This is a genomic window from Mesorhizobium sp. (genome assembly GCF_004962245.1).
Lineage (GTDB): Bacteria > Pseudomonadota > Alphaproteobacteria > Rhizobiales > Rhizobiaceae > Mesorhizobium.
On the sequence record NZ_SUHQ01000004.1, the window covers coordinates 100,040 to 122,241 of the forward strand.

Below are 22,202 nucleotides of genomic sequence, written 5' to 3' on the forward strand. Positions count from 1 at the left end.
TCGGCTCCCCATTTGCCTCATGATCGATGGCGGCTCGTGGCAAGCTCCGCACAGCCGTCCGAGGAGCCACCGCGTTACGAAATTGAATGTGGCTGGTGGCAGCGGATTGGTTTTCCTGTCAGCGCTCCAGGCAGATCGCCACGCCAAGGCCGCCGCCGATGCACAGCGAGGCCAGACCGCGCTTGGCGCCTCGTTTCTGCATTTCGTGCAGCAGCGTGACGACGATGCGGCAGCCGGAGCCAGCCAGCGGGTGTCCGAGCGCGATGGCGCCGCCATTGACGTTGATCAGCCCGCTGTCCCAGCCCATTTCGCGATCGACCGCGATGGCCTGTGCGGCGAAAGCCTCGTTGATTTCCACGAGGTCGAGATCGGATGTCGTCCAGCCGGCCTTGTCCAGCGCCTTGCGCGATGCCGCCACTGGCCCCAGCCCCATCTCCATCGGTTCGACGCCGGCCGATGCGTAGGAAGCGATACGCGCCAGAGGCTTCAGGCCGAGTTCGGCCATGCGCTTTTCCGAAACCACCATTACCGCCGCCGCGCCATCGTTCAGCCCGGACGAATTGCCCGCCGTGACGGTGCCTTCCTTGTCGAACACCGGCCGCAGGCGCGACAGGCCTTCCAGCGTCGAAGCCGGATTGGGATGCTCGTCGGTCGCAACGACGCGTTCCTCGCGTTTCACCGTGACCGTCACCGGCGCGATCTCGCCGGCGAAACGCTCGGCAGCGATGGCGGTACCGGCTTTCTCCTGTGAAGCCAGCGCGAACCGGTCCTGCTCGTCGCGTGTGACCTGATAGCGTCGCGCCAGGCCTTCCGCCGTCACCCCCATATGCACCTGGTTGGATGCGTCCCACAGGCCGTCGACGATCATCGAATCCTTGATTTCGTGGTCGCCCATCCTGATGCCGCGGCGCGCTCCATAGAGGAGATGCGGAGCCTCCGTCATCGAGTCCTGGCCGCCGGCAATGACGATGTCGGCGTCGCCGCAGCGTATCGCCTGGGCGGCGAGATGGATCGACTTCTGGCCAGCGCCGCAGACTTTGTTAATGGTCATCGCCGGTACGCCGACCGGAATGCCGGCCTTGAGCGCCGCCTGCCTGGCCGGGTTCTGTCCAGCGCCTCCGGTCAGCACCTGGCCCATGATGATTTCGGAGATCGCACCGCCTTCGACCTGTGTGTCATCGAGCAGTGCGCGAAGCACGCTCGCGCCGAGCTCGGCGGCGGGGATGCCGGCGAAAGCGCCGTTGAGCTTGCCGATCGGCGTACGCCTGGCGGCGACGATGAACACGTCCTGCATGCGTTTTTCGCTCCCTTGGCGAGGACGGACAGCGCCCGCCCCTCCAGTTCTTGACATTCTGGTTATAACCAATATTCTAGATTCATGTAGGGCGCAACGCCAAGTGTCGGCGCCAGGCAGTTTCCGGGAGGAATCGATGACATCCAGCGTGCTTTGGACGCCGGCGGCAGCCGCGTTCAAAAACTCCGGCCTTGCGCGTTTCGCCGCCCAAAACGGCTTCGATCCGCATGACTACGAGACGCTGCATCGCTGGTCGATTGGCGAAAAAGGCGCCTTCTGGCGCGCCGTCTGGGACTTTGCCGGCATCATCGGCGAACCGGGCGCGGTGGCGTTTCGGGCCGATCCGTCGGCGCCGATGACCGGCAGCGCCTTCTTTCCCGAGGCCAGCCTCAACCTTGCCGAGAACCTGCTGCGCGGCGACGACGCAGCGCTTGCCATCGTCGAGACCGACGAGACCGGGCATTTCCGCAACTATAGCCGCGACGAATTGCGGACCATGGTTGCCCGCACTGTGCATGGCCTGAAGGCGGCCGGCGTCGGGCGCGGCGATAGGGTGGGCGGCATCCTGCCAAATCGCATCGAGGCGCTGGCGGCGCTGCTCGCCACGCTATCCATCGGCGCGGTGTGGTCGTCCTGCTCGCCGGATTTCGGCGTGGCGGCCATTCTCGACCGGCTCGGCCAGATCGGCCCGAAGGTGCTGTTCGCCACGCAGCGCTACCGCTATGCCGGCAAGGATCACGATATCGCCGGCCGGCTTGGTGAGATCGCCGCCGGCATGCCCGGCCTGACGACGCTGGTGATCTGCAGCGACCAGACCGCGGTGTCGGCCCCGGCCGGCGTTTCCTGCGTCGGCTTCGAGTCCTTTGGCAGGGAAGGCGATCTGGCCTTCGAACGGGTGCCGTTCTCGCACCCGGCCTACGTCCTCTACACCTCGGGTACGACAGGCGCGCCGAAGGCCATCGTTCATTCCACCGGCGGCGTGCTGCTTCAGCACGTCAAGGAACATCTCCTGCATGGCGATGTCCGGCCGGGCGATGTCATGAGCTGGTACACCAACACCGCCTGGATGATGTATCACTGGCTGATTTCCGGCCTCGCCTGCGATGCGGCGGTCGTGCTTTATGACGGTGCGCCGATCCTGAAATCGGCAGGCGGTCTCGACCCGAGCCCACTGTGGCGCGTCGCCGAAAGAGCCGGCGTCACGCATTTCGGCACCAGCCCGAAATATCTGGCGACGCTCGCCGACGAAAATTATGCGCCGGGCGCCAGGCATGATCTGTCGGCGCTGCGTTCGCTGCTGTCGGCCGGCGCGCCGGTCTCATCAGGTCAGTTCGACTGGGTCTATGAGAACGTCAAGCGCGACATGATCTTCGCCTCGATTTCCGGTGGCACCGAGATCATCGGCTGCTTCCTGCTCGGCTCGCCGCTCCATCCGGTGCGCCGGGGCCATCTCACCGTCAAGGGGCTCGGACTGGCGGTCGCCGTGATGGACGACCGCAACGCGCCGGTCATCGCCGCGGAGGGCGACCTTGTCTGTACCGAACCGTTTCCGTCGATGCCGCTGACCTTCTGGGGCGAGGGCGGCGACGAGCGCTACCACTCCACCTATTTCGCCGTCCGCCGCGAAATCTGGACGCATGGCGACATCGCCGAAATGACCGTGCACGGCTCGGCGATCGTACACGGCCGTTCCGACACGACGCTCAAACCCGGCGGCGTCAGGATCGGCACCGCCGAAATCTACGCGGCCTGCGAAAAATTCCCCGAGATCGAGGACTGCCTGGTGTTCGGCGCGCCGGTCACCGGCGACGAGGAAATCCTGCTTTGCCTGAAGCTGAAGGAAGGCCGAGAACTGACGGCAGACCTCGCCCAGCGTATCCGCAAGCATATTCGCGAGCAGGCCTCGCCGCGTCACGTTCCGCATCGCATCCATGCCGTCTCGGCCATTCCCTACACGCTGAACGGCAAGCGGGTGGAGGGCGCCGCCCGCACCGTGATCGAGGGCAAGATGGTGAAGAATCTGGGATCGCTGGCCAACCCCGAAGCGCTCGACGAATATCGGCGCCTCGACCGGAGCCAGGCGGCATGAGCCTTGCTCGTTCACGCGGCGCCATTGCCGGCATCGGCGAGTTGAAGCCGACCCGCCGCACCGAAGGACGCACGACGCTGGAGATGATCGCCGAAGTCTCCAGGCTTGCCGTCTTCGATGCCGGGCTCGAACCCGGCCACATCGACGGGCTGCTGGTCGGGCCGCAGGTCGGCGAGACGCCGCAGCATGTGCCAGCGACGGTGGCCGAATATCTTGGCCTCAAGCCCGACATGGCCAATGTCGTCGACCTCGGCGGCGCCTCCGGCGCCGGCATGGTGTGGCGGGCGGCGGCGGCCATCGAGGCGGGGATGTGCGAGGCGGTTTTATGCGTTCTTGCCAACACCCGTGAGGAGGTGCCGGCACGCTCGCCCAACCGCAACCCGATCCGCGAATTCGACGTGCCGTTCGGCGCCTCCGGTGCCAACATTTCCTACGCCTTGCTGATGCAGGCGCATATGGCCGAACACGGCTCGTCGCCACAGGGTTTCGCCGCGATCGCCGCCTGGGCGCGTGCCAATGCGCAGCGCAATCCCGATGCGATCTTTCACGGCAAGCCGGCCAGCATCGACGAGGTGCTGGCCTCGCCGATGGTCGCCTCGCCCTTGCATCTCTTGGAGATCGTCATGCCGGTTGCCGGCGGCGAAGCGGTGGTCGTCGTCTCGGCCAAGCGCGCGCGCCAACTGGCCAAGCCCGCCGTGCATCTTCTGGGCGCCGGCGAGAAGGTTACGCATCGCGCCGTCTCGCAGGCGCCGAGCCTGACCTCCGGCCCGCTCAAGCCGGCGATGGCGCGCGCCTTCGCCCAGTCCGGCACGCGTGCTGCCGAGATGAACCTGCTGTCGCTCTATGACTGCTACACCATCATGGTGGCGGCAACGATCGAGGATGCCGGCCTCTGCGCTGCGGGGCAGTTCGGCCAATGGGTCCGCGACCACGATCTCGGACCTTCCGGCGACGCGCCGCTCAATACGCATGGCGGCCAGCTCGGCTTCGGCCAACCCGATCTTGCCGGCGGCATGACCCATGTCGTGGAGGCGGTGCGGCAATTGCGCGGCGAGGCAACCGGGCGGCAGATCGCCAATGCAAAACTGGCGTTGGTCACCGGCAATGGCGCGACGATGAGCGAAGCGACGGCGCTTGTACTCGGAGCAGACCAATGAGCGTCGACCTCGATCTGTTGAAGACGCCGGGACCGACGATCACCGCGCTGACCGCGCCGTTCTGGCAGGCAGCGTCGGAAGGACGGCTGGCGATCCAATCCTGCGAGGCCTGCGGCAAAGCGGTGTTCTATCCCCGGCCGATCTGCCCGCATTGCTGGAGCGATCGCCTCGCCTGGCGCGAGGCCTCGGGCGGTGGCCGGCTCAAATCCTTCTCCGCCGTTCACAAGCCCGGCCATCCCGGCTGGCTGCCTGCGGTGCCCTATGTCGTCGGCCTGGTCGAACTGGACGAAGGCCCGACGATGCTCAGTTTCATCGCGGCAGGCGAAGATGCATGCGCTGTCGGCCAATCGCTTGTACTTAAGCCGACGCGGATCGGCGGACGTCTGCTGCCCGCATTCAAACCGTCGGCCATGGCCGGCTCAACCACACCCAACCAAACTGGAGATACGCTCATGAGCACGCAGACGAAGGACGGCTGGATTGGCGTCATCAAGGGGCGGCCGCAGGTGGGCGCGTTTGCCGAGCGCTCGCGGCGCACTCGCCTGGAGGACATCGAGGCCTTCACCGAAATGACCGGCGACCGCAACCCGCTGCATTACGACAAGGCGCTGGCCGAGGCATCGGTGTTCGGCAAGCTGATCGTCCAGGGCGGCGTCACGTCAGGCATCCTCAATGCGCTGGTGGCCGAGGATCTTCCGGGGCCGGGAACGGTGTTCCTGGAAGTCGGCTGGAAGTTCGTCAAGGCGGTCGGCGTCGACGAGATGATCACCGGCCGCGTCGAGATCAAGGAGGTGCGACAGGACAAACCGATCTGCAAGATCGAGACGTCGGTGCGCAACGAGGCCGGCGACATCTGCCTGGCCGGCACCGCGACGGTGTTCACTGTTCCGCTGGCCAAGGCCTGAGTTTCGAGATGACGCTCTGGCGGGGTGTTCCGGATGCGACGCAAGGCGCCCCTGCCGAAGACGCGCACCGCTGGAGCATGCTTGTCCTGCTCTGCGTCGCCTTGGTGCTGTCGCTGACGACCTGGTTTTCGGCAACCGCGATCACGCCCGAGCTGAAGGCGGCGTGGCACCTGTCGGGCGCGATCGAGGCCTGGCTGACCAATGGCGTGCAGATCGGCTTCGTCGCCGGCGCACTGGCGTCGAGCCTGGTCAACCTGCCCGATATCGTCAGGCTGAACCGGCTGATGGCAGTCTCCGCCCTGCTTGCGGCGGTCGCCAACGCCTGGCTGCTGACGCAGCCGGGCCCGGTCGGGCTGGTCGCCGCGCGCATCCTGACGGGCGCAGCACTGGCCGGCGTCTATCCGCCGGCGCTGAAGCTTGTCTCGACATGGTTCGTGCGGGGCAGGGGCCTGGCGCTCGGCGCCGTGATCGGGGCGCTGACGCTGGGTTCCTCGCTGCCCCATCTGTTCCGGGCCCTGACCGGCTCGCTCGACTGGCAACTGGTGGTCGTTGCCGCGACCGTGGCGACGCTCATCGGCGCAGCGATCTTCTGGTTCTTCGCCGGCGAAGGGCCGTATCCGTTCGGCAAGGCGATCTTCGATCCCCGCCAGATCGGCGCGGTCTTCCGCGACAGGCCGCTGATGCTGGTTAATATCGGCTATCTCGGCCACATGTGGGAGCTTTATGCGATGTGGGCCTGGCTGCTCGCCTACGCGCGCGCCGCCCTCGAGGCGCAGCAGCATGCCTCGTCGGCTTTGGCGTCGCTGCTGACCTTCCTGGCGATTGCCGCCGGTCTCGTTGGCTGCCTGCTCGGCGGCGTCCTTTCCGACCGCTTCGGCCGCAGCCTGACCACCGCCGGGCTGATGATCGTCTCGGGGATTTGCGCGCTGGCCGTCGGCTTCGTCTTCGACGGACCGCTCTGGCTGTTCGTTCTGGTCACTGTCGTCTGGGGTGTTTCGATCATTGGCGATTCGGCACAGTTTTCAGCGGCAGTGACCGAGCTTGGCGACCGGCGCTTTGTTGGCACGGCACTCTCCGTCCAACTCGGGCTCGGCTTTGCGTTGACCGTACTGGTGATCTGGCTGGTCCCGCAGGTCGCTTCCTTGCTTGGCGGCTGGCGCTGGGCATTCCTGCTGCTGGTGCCCGGCCCCTTCATCGGTGCCGCGGCGATGTTGATACTGCGGCGCCTGCCTGCCGCCGTGAAGATGGCTGGCGGCAAGCGCTAGGCCTGATCGGCCTTGCCGGCCCACGGGACAGGATCACTGCCGGACTTGATTTCTCGCGCAAAGATTGAGTGTATCAGGCACGGCGATGATGCTGGTGCCCGGTTTGCCGACCGAGGCCGAGAGTTCAAGGTGGGTGGATGCTGAAGACCCGGGGAAGACCGCGCTACGACCAGGAAGACGCCGAGGCGGCGGAAACTTTTCGCGGCATCGGCGAGAAGATCCAGCTGAACCGTGACAATGCCGCGCCGCTTTGGGTGCAATTGCGCAACCAGATCGAGGAAGCGATCAACACCGGCGTGCTGGCCGCCAATTCGCGCATCCCGTCCGAACAGGCGCTGTGCGACTTCTTCGGCGTGTCCCGTCCCGTGGTGCGCGCCGCCATCGGCTCGCTGTCCAATGGCGGACGGGTCATCAAGATGCCGCGCAAGGGCATGTTCGTGGCGGCACCCCGCGAGCATGTCGATTTCATGACCTCGAACCTCAGCGTGTTCGGCGACCTGACCGCGAAAGGCCATGTCGTCTCGACCCGCACCTTCGAATTCTACCGCTGCCCGCCCAGCGAAAAGGAAAGCAGCGTCTTCGGCATACCGGAAACCGGCAGCGTCGTGCGCATAGGCCGTGTCTACATGACCGACGGCGCGCCGATCACGCTGACCCATATCAGCCTGCCCGGGCACAAGGTGCCGGGGCTGGAAACCGTGGACATCGAGAACCGGTCGGTCTTCCAGACGATCAGGGAACGTTACGGCCTGACCGTGCTGCGCGCCGAGCGCTGGTTCACAGCCGCAATGCCGACCCTGGAGGAGGCCGAACGCATGGGCGTGGCGCCGACCACGCCGCTGATCTCGATCGAATCGATCGCCTATGACGCCGACGGCGCCGCGCTCGAATATTATCAGGCGCTCTACAACTCGTCGGTGGCACGCATTCACATGTCGATCGAGCAGAGCAGCAGCACGAACGGGTAAGGGCCTTCCACCGCAAGGGCAAGACGTTGCCTAGCTGCGCCATATGCAGAAATATTATTTCTGGTAATAACCAGATTGACATGAGCAGGGAAGGACCTTAGGGTTCTGCTCATGCCGCCATCCCCTGGGGTGACGGAACTCGTCATCCCCTGGGTGACGGGGACCGTCATCCCCTGGGGTGGCGGGAGGAGTTTTCGGAATATCGGATTTGCGAGGCGCCGCCACGACGTTTGGCGGCGGGCGGAAAGCTGTTGCTTTGCGCGAGGCGGACCCGTGTCCCGGCGTGGAGGAAGTGCATGGATTACAGGCGTCAACTGGATCTCGATGGCGAGGTCGCCGTGGTCACCGGCGGCGCGGGCGGCATCGGCTTCGAGGCGGCCAGGGCGCTGGGCTCCTGCGGCGCGCACGTCGTGCTGATCGACCTTGACCAGGGCGCGCTCGACGCCGCGGTCGTCGCGCTGTCGGATGCCGGCGTGACCGGCGTTTCGACGAGGCATCTCGACGTCACCGACCCGACTGCCATGGAAGCCGCCGCCACCGATCTGGCGGCCGCGCTCGGCAGGATCGACATTCTCGTCAACAGCGCCGGCATCGCCCGGCTCAATTCGGCGCTCGACACGCCCGACGAGGAATGGCGGCTGGTCATGGACGTCAATGTCAACGGTGTCTACTGGGCGTCGCGAGCCTTCGGCCGCCACATGGTGGCGAAGGGCAAGGGCAGCATCGTCAATCTAGGCTCGATGTCGGGCCTGATCGTCAACCGCCCGCAAAGTGCGGCGTCCTACATGGTCAGCAAGGGAGCGGTCCACATGCTGACCAAGGCGCTCGCCGTCGAATGGGCGCCGATGGGCGTGCGCGTCAACGCACTGGCGCCGGGCTATGTCGCGACCGACATGACGCTGAAAATGCGCGACCGCCCCGAACTCTTCAACGTGTGGATGGACATGACGCCGATGGTGCGCTGCGGCGAGCCGCAGGAGATCGCCTCGGCGATCCTGTTCCTGGCTTCGCCCGCATCGAGCTACGTCACCGGCGCGATCCTGTCGATCGACGGCGGCTACACCGCCTGGTGAGATCAAGGGGACTCAAGGAATTAGCATGCCAACCACAGACACCGCCAAGCGCCAATCCATCATCGATGCCTGCATCCGGATGAACGCGATGGGCATCAACCAGGGAACGTCGGGCAATATCAGCATGCGCCATGGGGACGGCATGCTGATCACGCCGACAAGCGTTGCCTATGACCTTATGCGTCCGCAGGACATCGTGTTCATGGGCGCCGACGGTTCGGTCGACGGCACGCTGACGCCGTCCAGCGAATGGCGCTTCCATCTCGACATCTTGCGGGCACGGCCGGAAGTCCAGGCCATCGTCCACGCCCACCCGCCCTATTGCACGACGATCGCCATCATGGGCCGCGACATTCCGCCGATCCACTACATGGTCGCCGTCGCCGGCGGCAGCAGCATCCGCTGCGCGCCCTATGCGACCTTCGGCACCGCGGAACTGTCGGCCAGCGCGGTCAAGGCGCTGGAAGGCCGCAAGGCCTGCCTGCTGGCGCATCACGGGATGATTGCCGTCGGCACCTCGCTCGACAAGGCGATGTGGCTGGCGGTGGAGGTCGAGACACTGGCGCGCCAGTATCATGGCTGCCTGCAGATCGGCACGCCGCCGCTTCTGTCGGAAGCGGAAATCCAGAATGTTCTCGGCAGGATGGCGAGCTACGGCCATCGCGACGATGTCGACGCGGCCTAGACCATGATCCCGAAAATTGGAAACCGGTTTTCGGAAAAGATCATGGTCAGCGAAACCGCATCGGATGAATGCCGGATCGCACCGGTGAGGTCCTTCAGAGCGGGTTCTGAGGGTTTTTGAAGGCAAAGTGGAGGAAATCAATGTCCCACAAACAGAGCAGATCACACAGCATTCTCAAGGCGGCAGCCATCGCGCTGACGGCTGCCTGCAGTGTCCAGTTCGTCATCTCGGCCGCACAGGCGGAAGAGCTTTCCCTCAAGGGCAAGCGCATCGGCGTTTCCATCGTCGGTACCGATCACTACTGGGACCTGATGGCGTTCCGCGGCATCCAGGATGAGATCAAGGCGCTTGGCGGCGAGGCGATCGCGCTCGACGCCGGCCGCAAGGACCAGCAGCAGATCGCCCAGTTGCAGACGCTGATTGCGCAGAAACCCGACGCCATCGTCGAAGTGCTTGGCAATCTCGAAGTGCTGAATCCGTGGCTGGCCAAGATCCGCGAGGCCGAGATTCCGCTGTTCACCGTCGACACGGCCACGCCTCACGCGATCAACAACACGACCTCGAACAACTACAATATCGGTGCCGAGATCGCACTGCAGATGGTCGCCGACATGGGCGGCAAGGGCAACGTACTGGTCTTCAACGGCTTCTACAGCGTGCCGGTCTGCAAAATCCGCTACGACCAGATGAAATATGTGCTGACCTCGTTCCCGGACGTGAAGATCGTCGAGCCGGAGCTGCGCGACGTCATCCCCAACACCGTCCAGGCCGCCTATTCCAACGTCACCGACATGCTGACAAAGTCGCCGGAAAAAGGCTCGCTGAACGCCGTCTGGGCGTGCTGGGACGTGCCGCAGATCGGCGCCACCCAGGCCGCCGAAGCCGCCGGCCGACCGGAGCTGAAGACCTACGGCATCGACGGCAGCCCGGAAGTCATCAAGATGGTGATGGACGAGAACTCGCCGGCCGCTGCCGTTGCCGCCCAGCAGCCCTACGAGATCGGCAAGACCTCGGTGCAGAACGTGGCAAAATTCCTTGCCGGCCAGAAGGTGCCGCCCTTCACCTTCGTGCCCGCCGTGCTGATCAACAAGGAGAACGCCGCCGTCACCGGCAAGCCGTTCCTCGAGGCGGCCGAAAAGGCGGGCGTGAAATAAGGCCTCCCAAGCCTCGTGCCAGCCGGTACATCAGACACCGGCTGGTTGAGGCCGCGCCGTTTCGATGGCGCGGCCTCGTTAGAGCGCCGCGCGTCCAATTGGACGCGCAAAGGACGCTCTAATAATTTGAATCTGCGCGTGATCCTTTCCGAAACCGATTCCGGGGTCATGCGCAACATTTTCCGCGCAAGGAGCAGGGCATGACCGTGCAACCCGCAGCAGCTGAAATCGCAATCTCGATGACCGCTATTTCGAAGCGCTTCGGCCCGGTCCAGGCGCTTCACGATGCTGACCTTCAGGTGGCGCGTGGCACGATCCATGGCCTCGTCGGCCAGAACGGCGCCGGCAAGTCGACGATCATCAAGGTGCTGGCCGGCATATTGAAGCCCGACAGCGGTACCATCACCGTCAATGGCGAGACCGTCGGTCCGCTGACGCCCTCCTCGGTGGAACGGCTCGGCGTCCACTTCATCCATCAGGACCGCCTGCTGGTGCCGACGGCGACGGTCGGCGAGGCGGTGTTCCTGCGCCATGAGCTCGGCTTCGGCCCCTTCGTCAGCCGCCGTTCGATGAACCGGCACGCCGCCGAACTCTTGAAGCGTTACTTCAACCTTGAACTGCCGGCCGGCATCCTGGTGCAGGATCTGACGACGGCGCAGCAGAAGATCGTCCAGATCACCCGCGCGCTGGCGCAGAAGGCGTCGGTGCTGGTGCTCGACGAGCCGACCGCGGCATTGGTCAAGCGCGAGGTTGACAGCCTGTTTGCCGTGCTGCGCCGGCTGCGCGACGACGGCATCGCGGTCATCTTCATCTCGCACTACATGCAGGAGATCGAGCAGCTCTGCGACCGCGTCACCGTGATGCGCAACGGCACCGATGTCGGCACCGTCGATCCGGCCGAGACGCCGATCGACGAGATCATCGCCATGATGATCGCACGCGATGTCGGCGAGATGTTCCCGAAGCGCTCGGTCGAGATCGGCGCGCCGATGCTCGAAGTCTCGCATCTCGGCATGGCCGGCAGTTTCGAGGACATCTCGTTTTCGGTCCGGCGCGGCGAGATCGTCGGCCTGACCGGCCTGCTCGGCTCCGGCGCCAAGGAAATCGTGCAATGCCTGTTTGGGTTGGAGCGCGCCGAACGCGGCTCGATCATGGTCGAGGGCAAGACGCTGTCGCTGTCCTCGCCGGTCCATGCCGTGCGGGGCGGCATCGCCATGCTGCCGGAAGACCGCCGCGCCCATGGCGTGGCGATCGACCTGTCGGTGCGCGAGAACATCAGCCTTGCCAGTCTCGGCCGCTACAGCGGCAGAGGCTTCGTCAAGCGGGGGCTGGAGAACCAGGCGATCGACGGCCTGATCCGCGAGCTGTCGATCAAGACGCCCGGCCGCGACACTCTGGTGCGCCAGCTCTCCGGCGGCAACCAGCAGAAGGTGGCGATCGCCAAATGGCTGAGCTGCCAGTCGCGCGTCTATATCCTCGATGAACCGACCGTCGCCGTCGATGTCGGGGCCAAGGTCGAGATCTACAATCTGCTGAACCGGCTGGCCGGCGAGGGGGCAGCCATCCTGCTCCTGTCGTCCGACCTGCTCGAACTTGTCGGTGTCTGCGACCGCGTGCTTGTCGTCTATCGCGGCAGGCTGTCGGGCGAATTCTCCGGCGCCGATCTCGACGGCGACAGGCTGCTTGCCGCCTCGTCGGGCGCCCGCGGGCCGAAAGCGGAGGCCTCCTCATGACCGCAACCACGATGAAGTCCACTGTGAAAGCCGCCGGGGCAGGTGCTGCGCTAGGCGAGAAGCAGCCACGTGTGCAAAACACCGGCAAGCGCATCGGCACGGTCGCAGTGCGCCTCGGCGCAATCGCCACCTTCGCGCTCATCCTGGTCTATTTCGCGCTGTTTGCGCCGGGCTTCCTGTCTTCCTTCAACTTCATCAATGTCGTCGAGCAGTCAGCGATCCTCGGCGTGCTGGCCTTCGGTATGGCGGCGGTCATCATCGGCGGCGGCTCGAACGTCACAGAAGGCGGCATCGACCTGTCGATCGCGGCCAATATGGGCCTATGCGCCGCAGTCTTCGCGACGATGCTGCAAGCGGGTTATCCGGATACGGTCGCGGTGCTCGCGGCGATCGCCTGCGGCGTTGCGATCGGAGCTTTGAATGCTGTCGCCGTCGTCGGGCTTGGCATCCTGCCGCTGCTGGCGACGCTGGCGGTAATGAACATCGCCGCCGGCGCCGAACTGACGCTGACGCAGAACACGGTGGTCGGCGCCACCTCGCCGCTGCTGTCCTTCCTGGTGTCGGGCAGTTTCCTCGGCATCTCGACGCTTGCCTGGTGCCTGATCCTGTTTTCCGCGATCATGCTGGTCTTCATCCACAAGACGGCATTTGGGCTCAGGCTCTACGCCGTCGGCGGCCATCCCGAAGCGGCGCGCGCCGCCGGCATCAGCGTGCCGCTGCATGTCAGTTTCACCTATCTGTTCTCAGGCCTTTGCGCGGCCATCGCCAGCGTCCTGGCCGTCTCACGGCTCAGCGCCAGCACGCCCGGTTCCGGCGAGATGCTGCTGTCGGTGCTGGCGGCAGCGCTTCTCGGCACCGTCTTTTCCCGGCGCCTGGTGCCGACCATCGGCGGCACGCTGCTCAGCGTGTTGTTCATCGGCTTCCTGGCCAACGGCTTCCAGCTCCTCAACGTGTCGAGCTACTGGGTCAACGGCGTGCAGGGCGCGCTGATCCTGCTGGTGGTCGCCGTCACCTCATTCGCCCGCGGACCGGAGGCATCACGATGAGCGTTTCGCAAGACACTCGCGCCACCGGCGCGCAGAAGATCGGCGGCTTCATCGCCAGCTACAGCGTGGTCATCACCTTTCTGGCGATCTGCTTGTTCTTCGCGATGGCCAGCCCGACCTTCCTGACCGGGGCGAACCTCTACAATGTGCTGGTCAACAATGTGGTGATGCTCGCCATCGTCGCGCTTGGGCTGACCATCGTCATCTCGTCGGGCGGCATCGACCTGTCGGTCGGCGTCTCGGTCGACATGGCCTCGATGGTGTTCGTCATGCTGCTGGCCGCCGGCTATGGCGGCGTCTTCGGCGTCACCGTCGGGCTGCTGGCGGCCGTCGCCGTCGGCGTGCTCAATGCGATCCTGATCACCAGGCTGAAGATCAGCCCGTTCCTGGCGACGCTCGGCGTGCTGTTCATCGGCCAGAGCACGCAGCAGCTGGCGACCAGCGGCGGCCAGCCGATCTACCTGATAACAGGCTATGCCGGCGCCCAGTTCAACGCCATCGCCAGAACCTCGCTGCTGGGCGTCCCGATGCCAGTGCTGGTGCTAGTCGCCTGCATCGTCGTTGTCTACCTGCTGCTGCACCGTTCGGTCTTCGGCCGCGCGGTACAGGCGATGGGCGCGCAGCCGGGGGTCGCCTGGTATTCGGGTCTAGCCGTGCCGCGCCAGCTCTCGCTGGTCTATATCGGCTGTGCGCTTTTGTGTGGCATCACCGGCATCCTGCTGTCGGCGACGGTCAAATCCTACGTGCCGCTGTCGGGCAACGCCTTCCTGCTCGACGCCATCGGCGCCACCTTCATCGGCACGACGCTCAGCGCCGAACGCCGGCCGACCGTGATCGGCACGCTGCTCGGCGTGCTCTTGCTCGCGGTGGTCAAGAACGGGCTGCTGCTCATCGGCTGGAACTTTTACTGGCAGCAGGTCGGCATCGGCGTTCTTGTCTTCCTGGTCCTCGCCGTGAGCTTCGGCTTGCGCCGCGCGCGCCAGTAACCTCCCTTCGTCAAAGGATTTCTCTCCATGCCCAGTTTCGATGTCAGTTCGGTCGGCTTCTACGTGCTCGACATTCTCGGCCGCCCGGTCTCGCGCATCCCGGAAGGCGGCAGGGCGGACTATATCGAGGAGATCCGCATGACCGTCGCCGGCACCGCCGGTGCAACGGGAATGGACTGCGCCATTCTCGGCCTGAAGACACAGGCGGTGACCACGCTCGGAACCGACGACATGGGTGACTGGTTCGTCGCCAAGCTGCAGAAATACGGTCTCGATTGCGGTTTGGTGCGCCGCGACGGCAGCGTCCAGACCTCGTCCACAATCCTGCCGGTTCGCCCCAATGGCGAGCGGCCGGCCTTGCATGTGCCGGGCACCGCAACGGTTTTCCGTGTCGCCGACGAGGATCTTGACGCAGCGCTCGATGCGACGGTCGTCCATGTCGGCGGAACTGGCCTGCTCAAAAGCTTCGACGGGGAGCCGACGGTGCGTCTGCTCAGGCGTGCGAAGGAACTCGGCCGCATCACCACGTTCGACCTCATCCAGGCGACGCCCGAAACGATCGCCTTCGTCGAGCCGTGCCTACCCTATATCGACTACTTCGTGCCGAGCATCGATGAAGCCAGCGAAATGGCGCACGAGCAGGATCCCGCCAAGGTCGCGGCCTACTTCATGTCGAAAGGCGTCAAGAATTGTCTCCTCACGCTTGGCGCCGACGGCGTCTACGTCGCGCCGGCGAACGGCAAGCCATTCCATCTGCCGGCCTTCGACATCAAGGTCGTCGACACCACCGGCTGCGGCGACAGTTTCACCGCCGGCATCATCGTCGGCATCGTCAGGGGATGGGACCTCGAGCGCTCGGCGCGCTTTGCCTCGGCGGTCGCCGCCAAGGTGGCGATGGGCCTCGGTTCGGACGGCAAGCTCGTCTCCTTCGACGACACCATCGCGGCGATGAATTCCCTTCCGGTCAAGGCGGTTGCGCGCTCCTGGGCGCACGCCTGAAAGCAGCATTCGAAAGGACATTCCCATGAGCAATTCAAAAGTCGGCACGGTCGCGCTGGTCACCGGCGCCAGCCGCGGCATTGGCCGGGCGCTGGCGGTCGGGCTGGCAAAGTTCGGCTACGATGTCGCGATCACCGACCTGCCCGGGCAGGCGAAGGAGCTCGACGTCACACGCGCCGAGATCGAAGCCGCCGGCCGCAAGGCCTATGTCTACACGATGGATGTCAGCAGCAAGGCTGAGGTCGATGCGACCGTCGCGGCGCTGCTGAAGGACGCGGGCCGCATCGACGTGCTGATCAACAACGCCGGCATTTTGAAGCCCAGTCTGTTGCAGGACCTCGACGAAGCCTCCTGGGACGCGCATTTCGACGTCAACGCCAAGGGTGTGCTGCTGATGTGCCAGGCGGTGCTGCCGCATATGCGGGCGCGCAAATCCGGCCGCGTCGTCAACATCGCCTCGATCGCCGGTCGCCAGGGCGTGCCGACGCAGGGCCACTACGCCGCGACCAAGGCGACCGTGATCACGCTGACCCGCGTGCTGGCGCAGGAAGTCGGCATGGACGGCGTCACCGTCAACGCCATCTGTCCCGGCATCATCCTGACCGAAATGGGCAAGAACAATCTCGGCAGCGACGAGGCCATCCGGCACTGGGAAGAGGTCGCGGCGCTGAAGCGTCTCGGTTATCCCGAAGACATCGTCGGGCCGGTCTGCTTCTTCGCTTCGGAGCAATCGGCTTTCGTCACCGGACAGGCGCTGAACGTCTGCGGTGGTATCTATTTCCACTAAGGCTCATCGCCAATGATTCCGTCTATGGCCTGGCCGGCTATGTGCAGACCACCGACGCCAAGCCGGCGCGGCGGATGGCGGCACAGCTCAGGGTCGGCAATGTCTATATCAACCAGGCCGCCTGGGACGCCTCGGCTCCGTTCGGCGGCTTCAAGCAGTCCGGCAATGGCCGCGAACATGGCGAGTTCGGCCTCGGCGACTATCTCGAGATAAAGGCCACCGCCGGCTACAGCGCGATGTGAGGGCCATCTGACGCCAGCGGCTATGCTGGCGCCGAAACCCACAATGCCATAACAATCTATCGGACCACTCGATGCGGGCGGATCACGGAGGATCGGATGGCGACGGGGCGTTGTCTCTGCGGCGGCGTGCGCTACGAGATCGCAGGCGAGGTCGCCCAGCCGATCGCCTGTCACTGCTCGCAATGTGCGCGCACCAGCGGTAACTTCGTCGCCATGGCGGCCTGCAATTCGGCGAACCTCAGGCTTTCGGTCTCTGAGACCCTGAGTTGGTATCAGTCATCGGAAGGTGTCCAGCGCGGCTTCTGCTCACGCTGCGGTGGCAATTTGTTCTGGAAGGCCGTGCCGGGCATGGAGACCTATATCAAGGTCGGTACCCTCGATCGGCCGACCGGCCTTCGCCTGAGCGAACATATTTATGTCGGCTCGAAATCCGACTTTTACGACCTGACCGACGGTCTGCCTCAGAAACACGAATGGTAGGACCGCCACTCCGCCGCACCAGAGTCCGTATCACACCAGAATCCGCAAGGGAGAAGCTCCATGACTTCAGACGTGGCAGTTATCGCGGGAGCAGGGCCGGGGCTGAGCGCTTCGCTTGCACGTCATCTCGCCAAAGAGGGCTTTCGCGTGGTTCTGGCTGCCCGCAACGTCGGCAAGCTGAGCGCGCTGGTTGACGAAACCGGCGCGCTGGCGGTCGAAACGGACGTTGCCGATGTCGCGTCGGTCGAAAACCTGTTCGACATCGCCGACAAGGCCGGTCCGCTGTCGCTTGTGGTGTTCAACGCCAGCGGCCGCGCCCGCGGGCCAATCACCGAACTCGATCCCGAAGCGGTGAGGCAGGCCTTGCTGGTCGGCGCCTATGGCGGGTTCCTGGTCGGCCAGCAGGCCGCGCGCCGGCTGCTTTCCCGTGGCTCCGGCTCGATCCTGTTCACTGGCGCCACCGCGAGCGTCAAGGGGTTTGCGGGCTCGGCCGGCTTTGCGATGCCAAAGTTCGGCCTGCGCGGACTGGCGCAATCGATGGCCCGCGAACTTGCCCCGAAAAACATCCATGTCGCGCATTTCATCATCGACGGCGCGATCGCGCCGAACGGGCCTGGGCAGGCCGGCGAATCCGACCGGCAGGACCGCCGGTTGTCTCCGGACGCAATCGCCGAAACCTATCTCGCAATCCACCGGCAGCATCGCAGCGCCTGGAGCTCGGAGCTCGAACTCAGGCCATGGGTCGAGACTTTCTGAGCCTCGGCCGCACGGCAATTCGCTCATAGGGCAAATAACGTCCGAACGGACGTTATTTGCCTGCCGGTCGCCAAACGCAGCGCTGACTTTGCTCCATTCGCGTCGAGATTGGGTCGGGCGTTGCTTTGATCGCACTGCCCTGCGTGTCACCGTAAGGCGTGATCCACGCCTGAAGCAGAGGAGCTTGACCATGGCCAGGATTGTACCCGTGCTCGATCTCAGCCGTCTTGAACAGGGGGCGTCGGAGCGCCGGACCTTTCTGTTCGACCTGCGCACCGCGGCCCGCGATGTCGGTTTCTTTTATCTCAGCGGTCATGGAATTTCGGCTGTGGAGATCGACGAGGTGCTCGACGCCTCCCGCCGGTTCTTTGCCTTGCCGGAAGCCGACAAGCTGGCCATCGAAATGGTCAAGTCCCCGCAATTCCGCGGCTACACGCGCACCGGTGGCGAACTGACCAAGGGCAAGGCCGATTGGCGCGAACAGCTTGACATCGGCGTCGAGCGTCGACCCCCGTCACAGGGCCCGGGCATTCCTGCCTGGACGCGGCTGCAAGGGCCGAACCAATGGCCTTCAGCCCTGCCGGAACTCAAGCCGACGCTGTTGGCATGGCAGACCAGGGCGACGGCGGTGGCGATCCGCCTGCTGAAGGCGTTCGCGCTGTCGCTCGACCAGGCCGAGGACGCTTTCGATCCGATCTATGGCGGTGAGCCCAACCATCGCATGAAGATCGTGCGCTATCCCGGGCGCGAGGCAACCGGCGACGGCCAGGGCGTCGGCGCACACAAGGACGGCGGTTTCCTGACGCTCCTGCTTCAGGACGAGAACAAGGGGCTGCAGGTCGAGTATGACGGAAGCTGGGTGGATGTGGATCCGATCCCCGGAACGCTGGTGGTCAATATCGGCGAGCTCCTCGAACTGGCGTCCAACGGTTATCTCAGGGCGACAGTTCATCGTGTCGTGACGCCGCCGGCAGGTGTCGAGCGGATTTCCGTTCCCTTTTTCTTCAGCGCTCGGCTCGATGCGACGATCCCGCTGCTCACCCTGCCTGAAGAACTGGCGGCCGAGGCACGCGGACCGGCGAGCGATCCGGACAATCCGCTGTTTCGCGACGTCGGGACCAATGTGCTGAAAAGCCGCCTGCGCTCCCATCCCGACGTGGCGCGCCGGCACTATGCCGATCTCCTCGAAACCGGGGCGTCGCCGGTCTGACGGCATCAGCGTTCAGGAGCTCCAGCGCGTGTGCCGTACGAGATAGGGTTCGACCAGGGCACGTATTTCCGCAGCGGGCGCTGCCTCTCCAGCTGCACGCAGCGTCCGTTCGTAGCGCGTATAATCCTCCACCGCGCCTTCGAAGTCACGGCACGACAGCTGCCCCTTGATCAGCGCCTTGCAGATCGGTCCGGCATCCGGATAGAGGTCCAACGTCCGAAGATAGACGGAACGCGCCTCGCGGGCGTTGCCAGCCGTCTCCAGCCGCTGGCCGATCCGCAAGCTGAGATCGATCAGATCGCGACGCACTCTTTCGGCGACAGCGAGCGACCAGAAGCTGGCTCGCTCGTGCAGAAACAACGGACCGGGGAAGGCGAGGAAGAGGGCTTCCGCCTCCGGGCGCAGTCCGGCCGCCTCGCCATTGGCTGTCGCGGCGGCCTTGAGCCGCGCGTCCCAGTCTGCCAGGTCGACCCAGACCTTGTCCGACGCGAGGCGAAGCTTGCCTTCGCGCTGCACGATGAGGTCGGTCCGCCCCAGCAGCTTGCGCAGCCGATGCAGCGCCTGCTCGCACGCCGCCCGTGCCTGATCGCCGTCGAGGTCGGGCCACAGCCAGTCCTGAAGGGCCTCCAGCGAGCAGGTGTTATCTTTCGAAATCGCCAGTACCCGCAGGATGTCGAGAGCCTTCGTCGGCGGCTTTGCGCCGAGATGGAGCGGGTCTCCGTCGAGCTCCAGCCGAAAGCCTCCGAGAACGTGGACCTTGAGCGGCCATGGCCAGGTCGCGGGCCGCCGTTGCGGCACGTCCAGCCGGCGTTCCGCGATCAGCGAGCGGCAAAGCTTGGGCTCGATGCCGCGCTCGAGTGCATCGCCGAGCAGTTCGGCGAGCAATTCCGGAACGTTGAGGAGCACCATTGGCCAGCTGATGTCGCGGAGCGCCTGCAGGAAGATCTTCAGCCGGTGGCCATAGTGGAGATCCTGCTCCCACAGGCTCTCCAGGGCGGCCGCCGCCAGAATGCATATCTCGGTCCGTTTGCGAGCGCCGCCATCCAGCCGCGGCAGCAGGTCGCTGAGAAGTGCGGCGGCTTCGCGAGGCTTCCTGTCGGCCAGCAGCACCTGGAACTTCGTGATATAGTGGGCCCAGCGCTCGACCATCGGCTCGTTGGCGGTCTCGCTCGCCGCCATGAAGCGCTCGCAATCCTGGTAGGCAGCCGCGAAATCGCCTTGCCTGGCATGAAGCGTAGCATAGCAATTGGCGACGATGGCGACCTGCGTGCTGAAACGGCTGTCGGCGATCTCGGCCAGGCGCCCGACCACCTGATGGAACTCCGCAAAATCGTTGCGGAACTTCATCTGCATCTGAAGATGATAAAGGCCACCGAATTCCACGCCCTTGAGCGACTCGCGCTCGCCGATCGCGATCGCTGCCCGCAACGCCGCTTCGGCCGACGGATAGGGAAAGCCCCTTCTCTTGTAAGGGAAATAACGGCCACTCTTGGCGCCGAACTCGACCAGCCACATGCCGAGGATCCAAGGCAGCACGTCCCTGTTGTTCAAATCGTCGACCACGCTGTCGACGGCCTTCGTGAACAGATCGGCGCGCATGACCGACACCGAATGCTCGATCAGAGATTCGCTCGCAAGCAGCCGCAATCCGCTCGGGTCTTGCTCGGGATTTCGGGTCAGCCGCTCAAGGAGTTCAGTCTCCAGCGCTTGCCCCGCCGGATTGTTGCCATAGTAGTCGTCGCCGAAATTCAGCGCCCGCACCATACCAATGCGCACCAGCATCGCTTCCTCTGAAGGCATTTCCGGCAGGCCGCGCTCGATCAGCTCGAACGCCCGGCGGGTCCACATGGAAAGACCTTCGTAGGTACGCCAACTGGCCGTCTTGACCAGGACAGCGCGCGACACTGTGAGACACAGGCCGCGCAGATCGTCGGCCTCGTCAAAGGCATGCCATGCTCTTGACAGCCAGCGCTCCGCCGCAGCGTCATCTGGCATGTGGGCCACGCCTAGCCAATAGAAATGCCAGCCGTTCATGACCGCTTCCGGCAACCGGCCGCACCATTCGATGAGAGTCGCCCGGTGTCCTTGCGCCAGCACGGCCTCGGCACGATTCAGGATCAGCTCGCTCGCTTGGTCCCAGTCCTCGGCTTGCAAGGCGAGGTGTATGGCTTCATCCTCACGACCCGCCTCCACCAGGACCTTCGCCGCCTTTCGCCTGAGCGATTGCTGCTCTTCCCTGGCAACTTCCTGCGCGAAGCGCCGGTCAAGAAAGCCCCGCAAAAGGTCATGCAGGTGGAAGACGTCGCGGCTGTTTTCCGAGCGCGTGACCAGCAACTGTCGCCTGTAGAGCCTGTCGAGCAGCTTTCCCGCTTCGCCCGACCCGATCATCACGTCCGCCAGCTCGGCGCTGATTTCGGGCAGCAGGTTGAGCTTCAGCAGCATGTCCTGGTCGGCAACGGGGAGGGAAAGGAAGAAATGACGGCCGAGAACGTCCGACAGCGCATTCTGGCCGCCGGGTGCCGTTCCGTTCGTGTCGTCAGGTCCGACCGCCGAGCCGTGATCGGCAAGGAAAACCAGCCCGATCGCCCAGCCGCGCGCGGATTCGACATCGACCGCAGCGGCGGCGTTCCTCGAACGCAGCTCGATGAAATCGCGTGCTTCCGATGTCGAGAATTCGAGCGCTGACCTGTCGACAACGGCCATCTGGCCCCTGAGAACGAGGTCGCCCAGTTCCCCTTGGGGCAGTGTGCGCGAGACGCAGATGCAGCGGACCGTGTCAGGAAGCTCGCGGAACATCACCGAAAGCACCGTCCGGAATTCGGGCGTGTCGGCGTCGTGCAGATCGTCAAGAACCAGGATGGTGCCGGGCTTCAGCCGCGCGAAATAGGCCCTGAAGAAGCGCCTGGCGAATTCCTTCGGCTGCTCGGCATATTCGACGCCGAACACCGGCATGCCGCCGGCCGAGGCGAGCGACTGCGCCAGATACTGAAAGAAGCGTGCAATGTCCTGATCGCCTTCGTCGATACGGAACCACACATGCGGCGTCTCCGTGCTTTCGAGATAATCGATGACCGCGGTCGTCTTGCCGTAGCCAGCTGGCGCCGCCACCCAGCATATGGTTGATCGCGACATCCGATCGATCGCCGCGAGAACGCGGCTTCGCCTCAATATCCTGGCGCTGCGCGGTGCTGACAGCTTGGCGATCCGGCCTGTGACCGGGAGCGGGCGTCCCGCAGCGGCTTTGACAGCGTCTAGGGGGGTCATAAGGGCTCCCGCTTGACCAATCATCAAGCGCCGGTCGTGCCGCCATGACCGTCCCGCCGCCCAGATTGACCTTAACGTAGCGTAATCATGCGACGATTCGTAGTGGCTT

At 64.9% G+C, this 22,202-nt stretch carries 18 protein-coding genes and 1 pseudogene; 17 read left to right on the forward strand and 2 right to left on the reverse strand.

Annotated elements, in window-relative coordinates; genetic code table 11:
- Nucleotides 1–118: 118 nt before the first annotated feature.
- Nucleotides 119–1,294, reverse strand: a complete 1,176-nt coding sequence (locus E5X88_RS05795) for an acetyl-CoA C-acetyltransferase (RefSeq protein WP_292159162.1) — start codon at nucleotides 1,292–1,294, stop codon at nucleotides 119–121.
- 136 nt (nucleotides 1,295–1,430) lie between these two features.
- Here E5X88_RS05795 and E5X88_RS05800 point away from each other — a divergent pair, with 136 nt between their 5' ends.
- From E5X88_RS05800 to E5X88_RS05880, 17 genes and pseudogenes are all read left to right on the forward strand, one after another.
- Nucleotides 1,431–3,383, forward strand: a complete 1,953-nt coding sequence (locus E5X88_RS05800; protein ID WP_292159165.1) for an acetoacetate--CoA ligase — start codon at nucleotides 1,431–1,433, stop codon at nucleotides 3,381–3,383.
- The gene (locus E5X88_RS05805; protein ID WP_292159167.1) at nucleotides 3,380–4,540 is read left to right on the forward strand and encodes a thiolase family protein; all 1,161 of its coding nucleotides are present in this window, start codon (nucleotides 3,380–3,382) and stop codon (nucleotides 4,538–4,540) included. The genes E5X88_RS05800 and E5X88_RS05805 overlap by 4 nt, the downstream gene beginning before the upstream one ends.
- A complete protein-coding gene (locus tag E5X88_RS05810) occupies nucleotides 4,537–5,445 on the forward strand; it encodes a MaoC/PaaZ C-terminal domain-containing protein (protein WP_292159169.1) in 909 nt (302 codons plus the stop codon). The genes E5X88_RS05805 and E5X88_RS05810 overlap by 4 nt, the downstream gene beginning before the upstream one ends.
- A gap of 8 nt (nucleotides 5,446–5,453) precedes the next feature.
- Complete coding sequence (locus E5X88_RS05815; protein WP_292159171.1) at nucleotides 5,454–6,710, forward strand: nitrate/nitrite transporter; 1,257 nt, start codon at nucleotides 5,454–5,456, stop codon at nucleotides 6,708–6,710.
- A 137-nt stretch (nucleotides 6,711–6,847) separates the two neighbouring features.
- Nucleotides 6,848–7,678 carry a GntR family transcriptional regulator gene (locus E5X88_RS05820; protein WP_292159174.1) on the forward strand — a complete coding sequence of 277 codons (831 nt, stop codon included), beginning with the start codon at nucleotides 6,848–6,850 and terminating at the stop codon, nucleotides 7,676–7,678.
- A gap of 296 nt (nucleotides 7,679–7,974) precedes the next feature.
- Nucleotides 7,975–8,751, forward strand: a complete 777-nt coding sequence (locus E5X88_RS05825) for an SDR family oxidoreductase (RefSeq protein WP_292159176.1) — start codon at nucleotides 7,975–7,977, stop codon at nucleotides 8,749–8,751.
- A 25-nt stretch (nucleotides 8,752–8,776) separates the two neighbouring features.
- Complete coding sequence (locus tag E5X88_RS05830) at nucleotides 8,777–9,436, forward strand: L-fuculose-phosphate aldolase (RefSeq protein ID WP_292159179.1); 660 nt, start codon at nucleotides 8,777–8,779, stop codon at nucleotides 9,434–9,436.
- 140 nt (nucleotides 9,437–9,576) lie between these two features.
- The gene (locus tag E5X88_RS05835) at nucleotides 9,577–10,590 is read left to right on the forward strand and encodes a sugar ABC transporter substrate-binding protein (RefSeq protein ID WP_292159181.1); all 1,014 of its coding nucleotides are present in this window, start codon (nucleotides 9,577–9,579) and stop codon (nucleotides 10,588–10,590) included.
- Between the two features lie 200 nt (nucleotides 10,591–10,790).
- A complete protein-coding gene (locus E5X88_RS05840; protein ID WP_292159183.1) occupies nucleotides 10,791–12,323 on the forward strand; it encodes a sugar ABC transporter ATP-binding protein in 1,533 nt (510 codons plus the stop codon).
- Nucleotides 12,324–12,334: 11 nt separating this feature from the next.
- Nucleotides 12,335–13,369, forward strand: a complete 1,035-nt coding sequence (locus E5X88_RS05845; RefSeq protein WP_292159473.1) for an ABC transporter permease — start codon at nucleotides 12,335–12,337, stop codon at nucleotides 13,367–13,369.
- Entirely contained in the window at nucleotides 13,366–14,355 is a 990-nt protein-coding gene (locus E5X88_RS05850) for an ABC transporter permease (RefSeq protein ID WP_292159186.1), read from the forward strand. The genes E5X88_RS05845 and E5X88_RS05850 overlap by 4 nt, the downstream gene beginning before the upstream one ends.
- A 27-nt stretch (nucleotides 14,356–14,382) precedes the next feature.
- Nucleotides 14,383–15,354, forward strand: a complete 972-nt coding sequence (locus E5X88_RS05855; RefSeq protein WP_292159188.1) for a carbohydrate kinase family protein — start codon at nucleotides 14,383–14,385, stop codon at nucleotides 15,352–15,354.
- Nucleotides 15,355–15,379: 25 nt separating this feature from the next.
- Complete coding sequence (locus E5X88_RS05860; protein ID WP_292159191.1) at nucleotides 15,380–16,141, forward strand: SDR family NAD(P)-dependent oxidoreductase; 762 nt, start codon at nucleotides 15,380–15,382, stop codon at nucleotides 16,139–16,141.
- A gap of 8 nt (nucleotides 16,142–16,149) precedes the next feature.
- Nucleotides 16,150–16,383, forward strand: a pseudogene (locus E5X88_RS05865) (aldehyde dehydrogenase family protein); the annotation flags it as partial.
- Between the two features lie 96 nt (nucleotides 16,384–16,479).
- Entirely contained in the window at nucleotides 16,480–16,863 is a 384-nt protein-coding gene (locus E5X88_RS05870) for a GFA family protein (protein ID WP_292159192.1), read from the forward strand.
- 60 nt (nucleotides 16,864–16,923) lie between these two features.
- Complete coding sequence (locus E5X88_RS05875) at nucleotides 16,924–17,619, forward strand: SDR family NAD(P)-dependent oxidoreductase (RefSeq protein WP_292159194.1); 696 nt, start codon at nucleotides 16,924–16,926, stop codon at nucleotides 17,617–17,619.
- A 190-nt stretch (nucleotides 17,620–17,809) separates the two neighbouring features.
- A complete protein-coding gene (locus E5X88_RS05880; protein ID WP_292159196.1) occupies nucleotides 17,810–18,829 on the forward strand; it encodes an isopenicillin N synthase family oxygenase in 1,020 nt (339 codons plus the stop codon).
- Nucleotides 18,830–18,841: 12 nt separating this feature from the next.
- Here E5X88_RS05880 and E5X88_RS05885 read toward each other — a convergent pair whose 3' ends face one another.
- On the reverse strand, nucleotides 18,842–21,961 hold the full coding sequence (locus tag E5X88_RS05885; RefSeq protein WP_292159198.1) for a hypothetical protein: 3,120 nt from the start codon (nucleotides 21,959–21,961) through the stop codon (nucleotides 18,842–18,844).
- Between the last annotated feature and the right edge of the window lie 241 nt (nucleotides 21,962–22,202).

Coding starts and splice junctions, on each gene's coding strand:
- E5X88_RS05795 (WP_292159162.1), bottom strand. CDS start 1,294: ATGCAGGACGTGTTCATCGTCGCCGCCAGGCGTACGCCGATCGGCAAG.
- E5X88_RS05800 (WP_292159165.1), top strand. CDS start 1,431: ATGACATCCAGCGTGCTTTGGACGCCGGCGGCAGCCGCGTTCAAAAAC.
- E5X88_RS05805 (WP_292159167.1), top strand. CDS start 3,380: ATGAGCCTTGCTCGTTCACGCGGCGCCATTGCCGGCATCGGCGAGTTG.
- E5X88_RS05810 (WP_292159169.1), top strand. CDS start 4,537: ATGAGCGTCGACCTCGATCTGTTGAAGACGCCGGGACCGACGATCACC.
- E5X88_RS05815 (WP_292159171.1), top strand. CDS start 5,454: ATGACGCTCTGGCGGGGTGTTCCGGATGCGACGCAAGGCGCCCCTGCC.
- E5X88_RS05820 (WP_292159174.1), top strand. CDS start 6,848: ATGCTGAAGACCCGGGGAAGACCGCGCTACGACCAGGAAGACGCCGAG.
- E5X88_RS05825 (WP_292159176.1), top strand. CDS start 7,975: ATGGATTACAGGCGTCAACTGGATCTCGATGGCGAGGTCGCCGTGGTC.
- E5X88_RS05830 (WP_292159179.1), top strand. CDS start 8,777: ATGCCAACCACAGACACCGCCAAGCGCCAATCCATCATCGATGCCTGC.
- E5X88_RS05835 (WP_292159181.1), top strand. CDS start 9,577: ATGTCCCACAAACAGAGCAGATCACACAGCATTCTCAAGGCGGCAGCC.
- E5X88_RS05840 (WP_292159183.1), top strand. CDS start 10,791: ATGACCGTGCAACCCGCAGCAGCTGAAATCGCAATCTCGATGACCGCT.
- E5X88_RS05845 (WP_292159473.1), top strand. CDS start 12,335: ATGAAGTCCACTGTGAAAGCCGCCGGGGCAGGTGCTGCGCTAGGCGAG.
- E5X88_RS05850 (WP_292159186.1), top strand. CDS start 13,366: ATGAGCGTTTCGCAAGACACTCGCGCCACCGGCGCGCAGAAGATCGGC.
- E5X88_RS05855 (WP_292159188.1), top strand. CDS start 14,383: ATGCCCAGTTTCGATGTCAGTTCGGTCGGCTTCTACGTGCTCGACATT.
- E5X88_RS05860 (WP_292159191.1), top strand. CDS start 15,380: ATGAGCAATTCAAAAGTCGGCACGGTCGCGCTGGTCACCGGCGCCAGC.
- E5X88_RS05870 (WP_292159192.1), top strand. CDS start 16,480: ATGGCGACGGGGCGTTGTCTCTGCGGCGGCGTGCGCTACGAGATCGCA.
- E5X88_RS05875 (WP_292159194.1), top strand. CDS start 16,924: ATGACTTCAGACGTGGCAGTTATCGCGGGAGCAGGGCCGGGGCTGAGC.
- E5X88_RS05880 (WP_292159196.1), top strand. CDS start 17,810: ATGGCCAGGATTGTACCCGTGCTCGATCTCAGCCGTCTTGAACAGGGG.
- E5X88_RS05885 (WP_292159198.1), bottom strand. CDS start 21,961: ATGTCGCGATCAACCATATGCTGGGTGGCGGCGCCAGCTGGCTACGGC.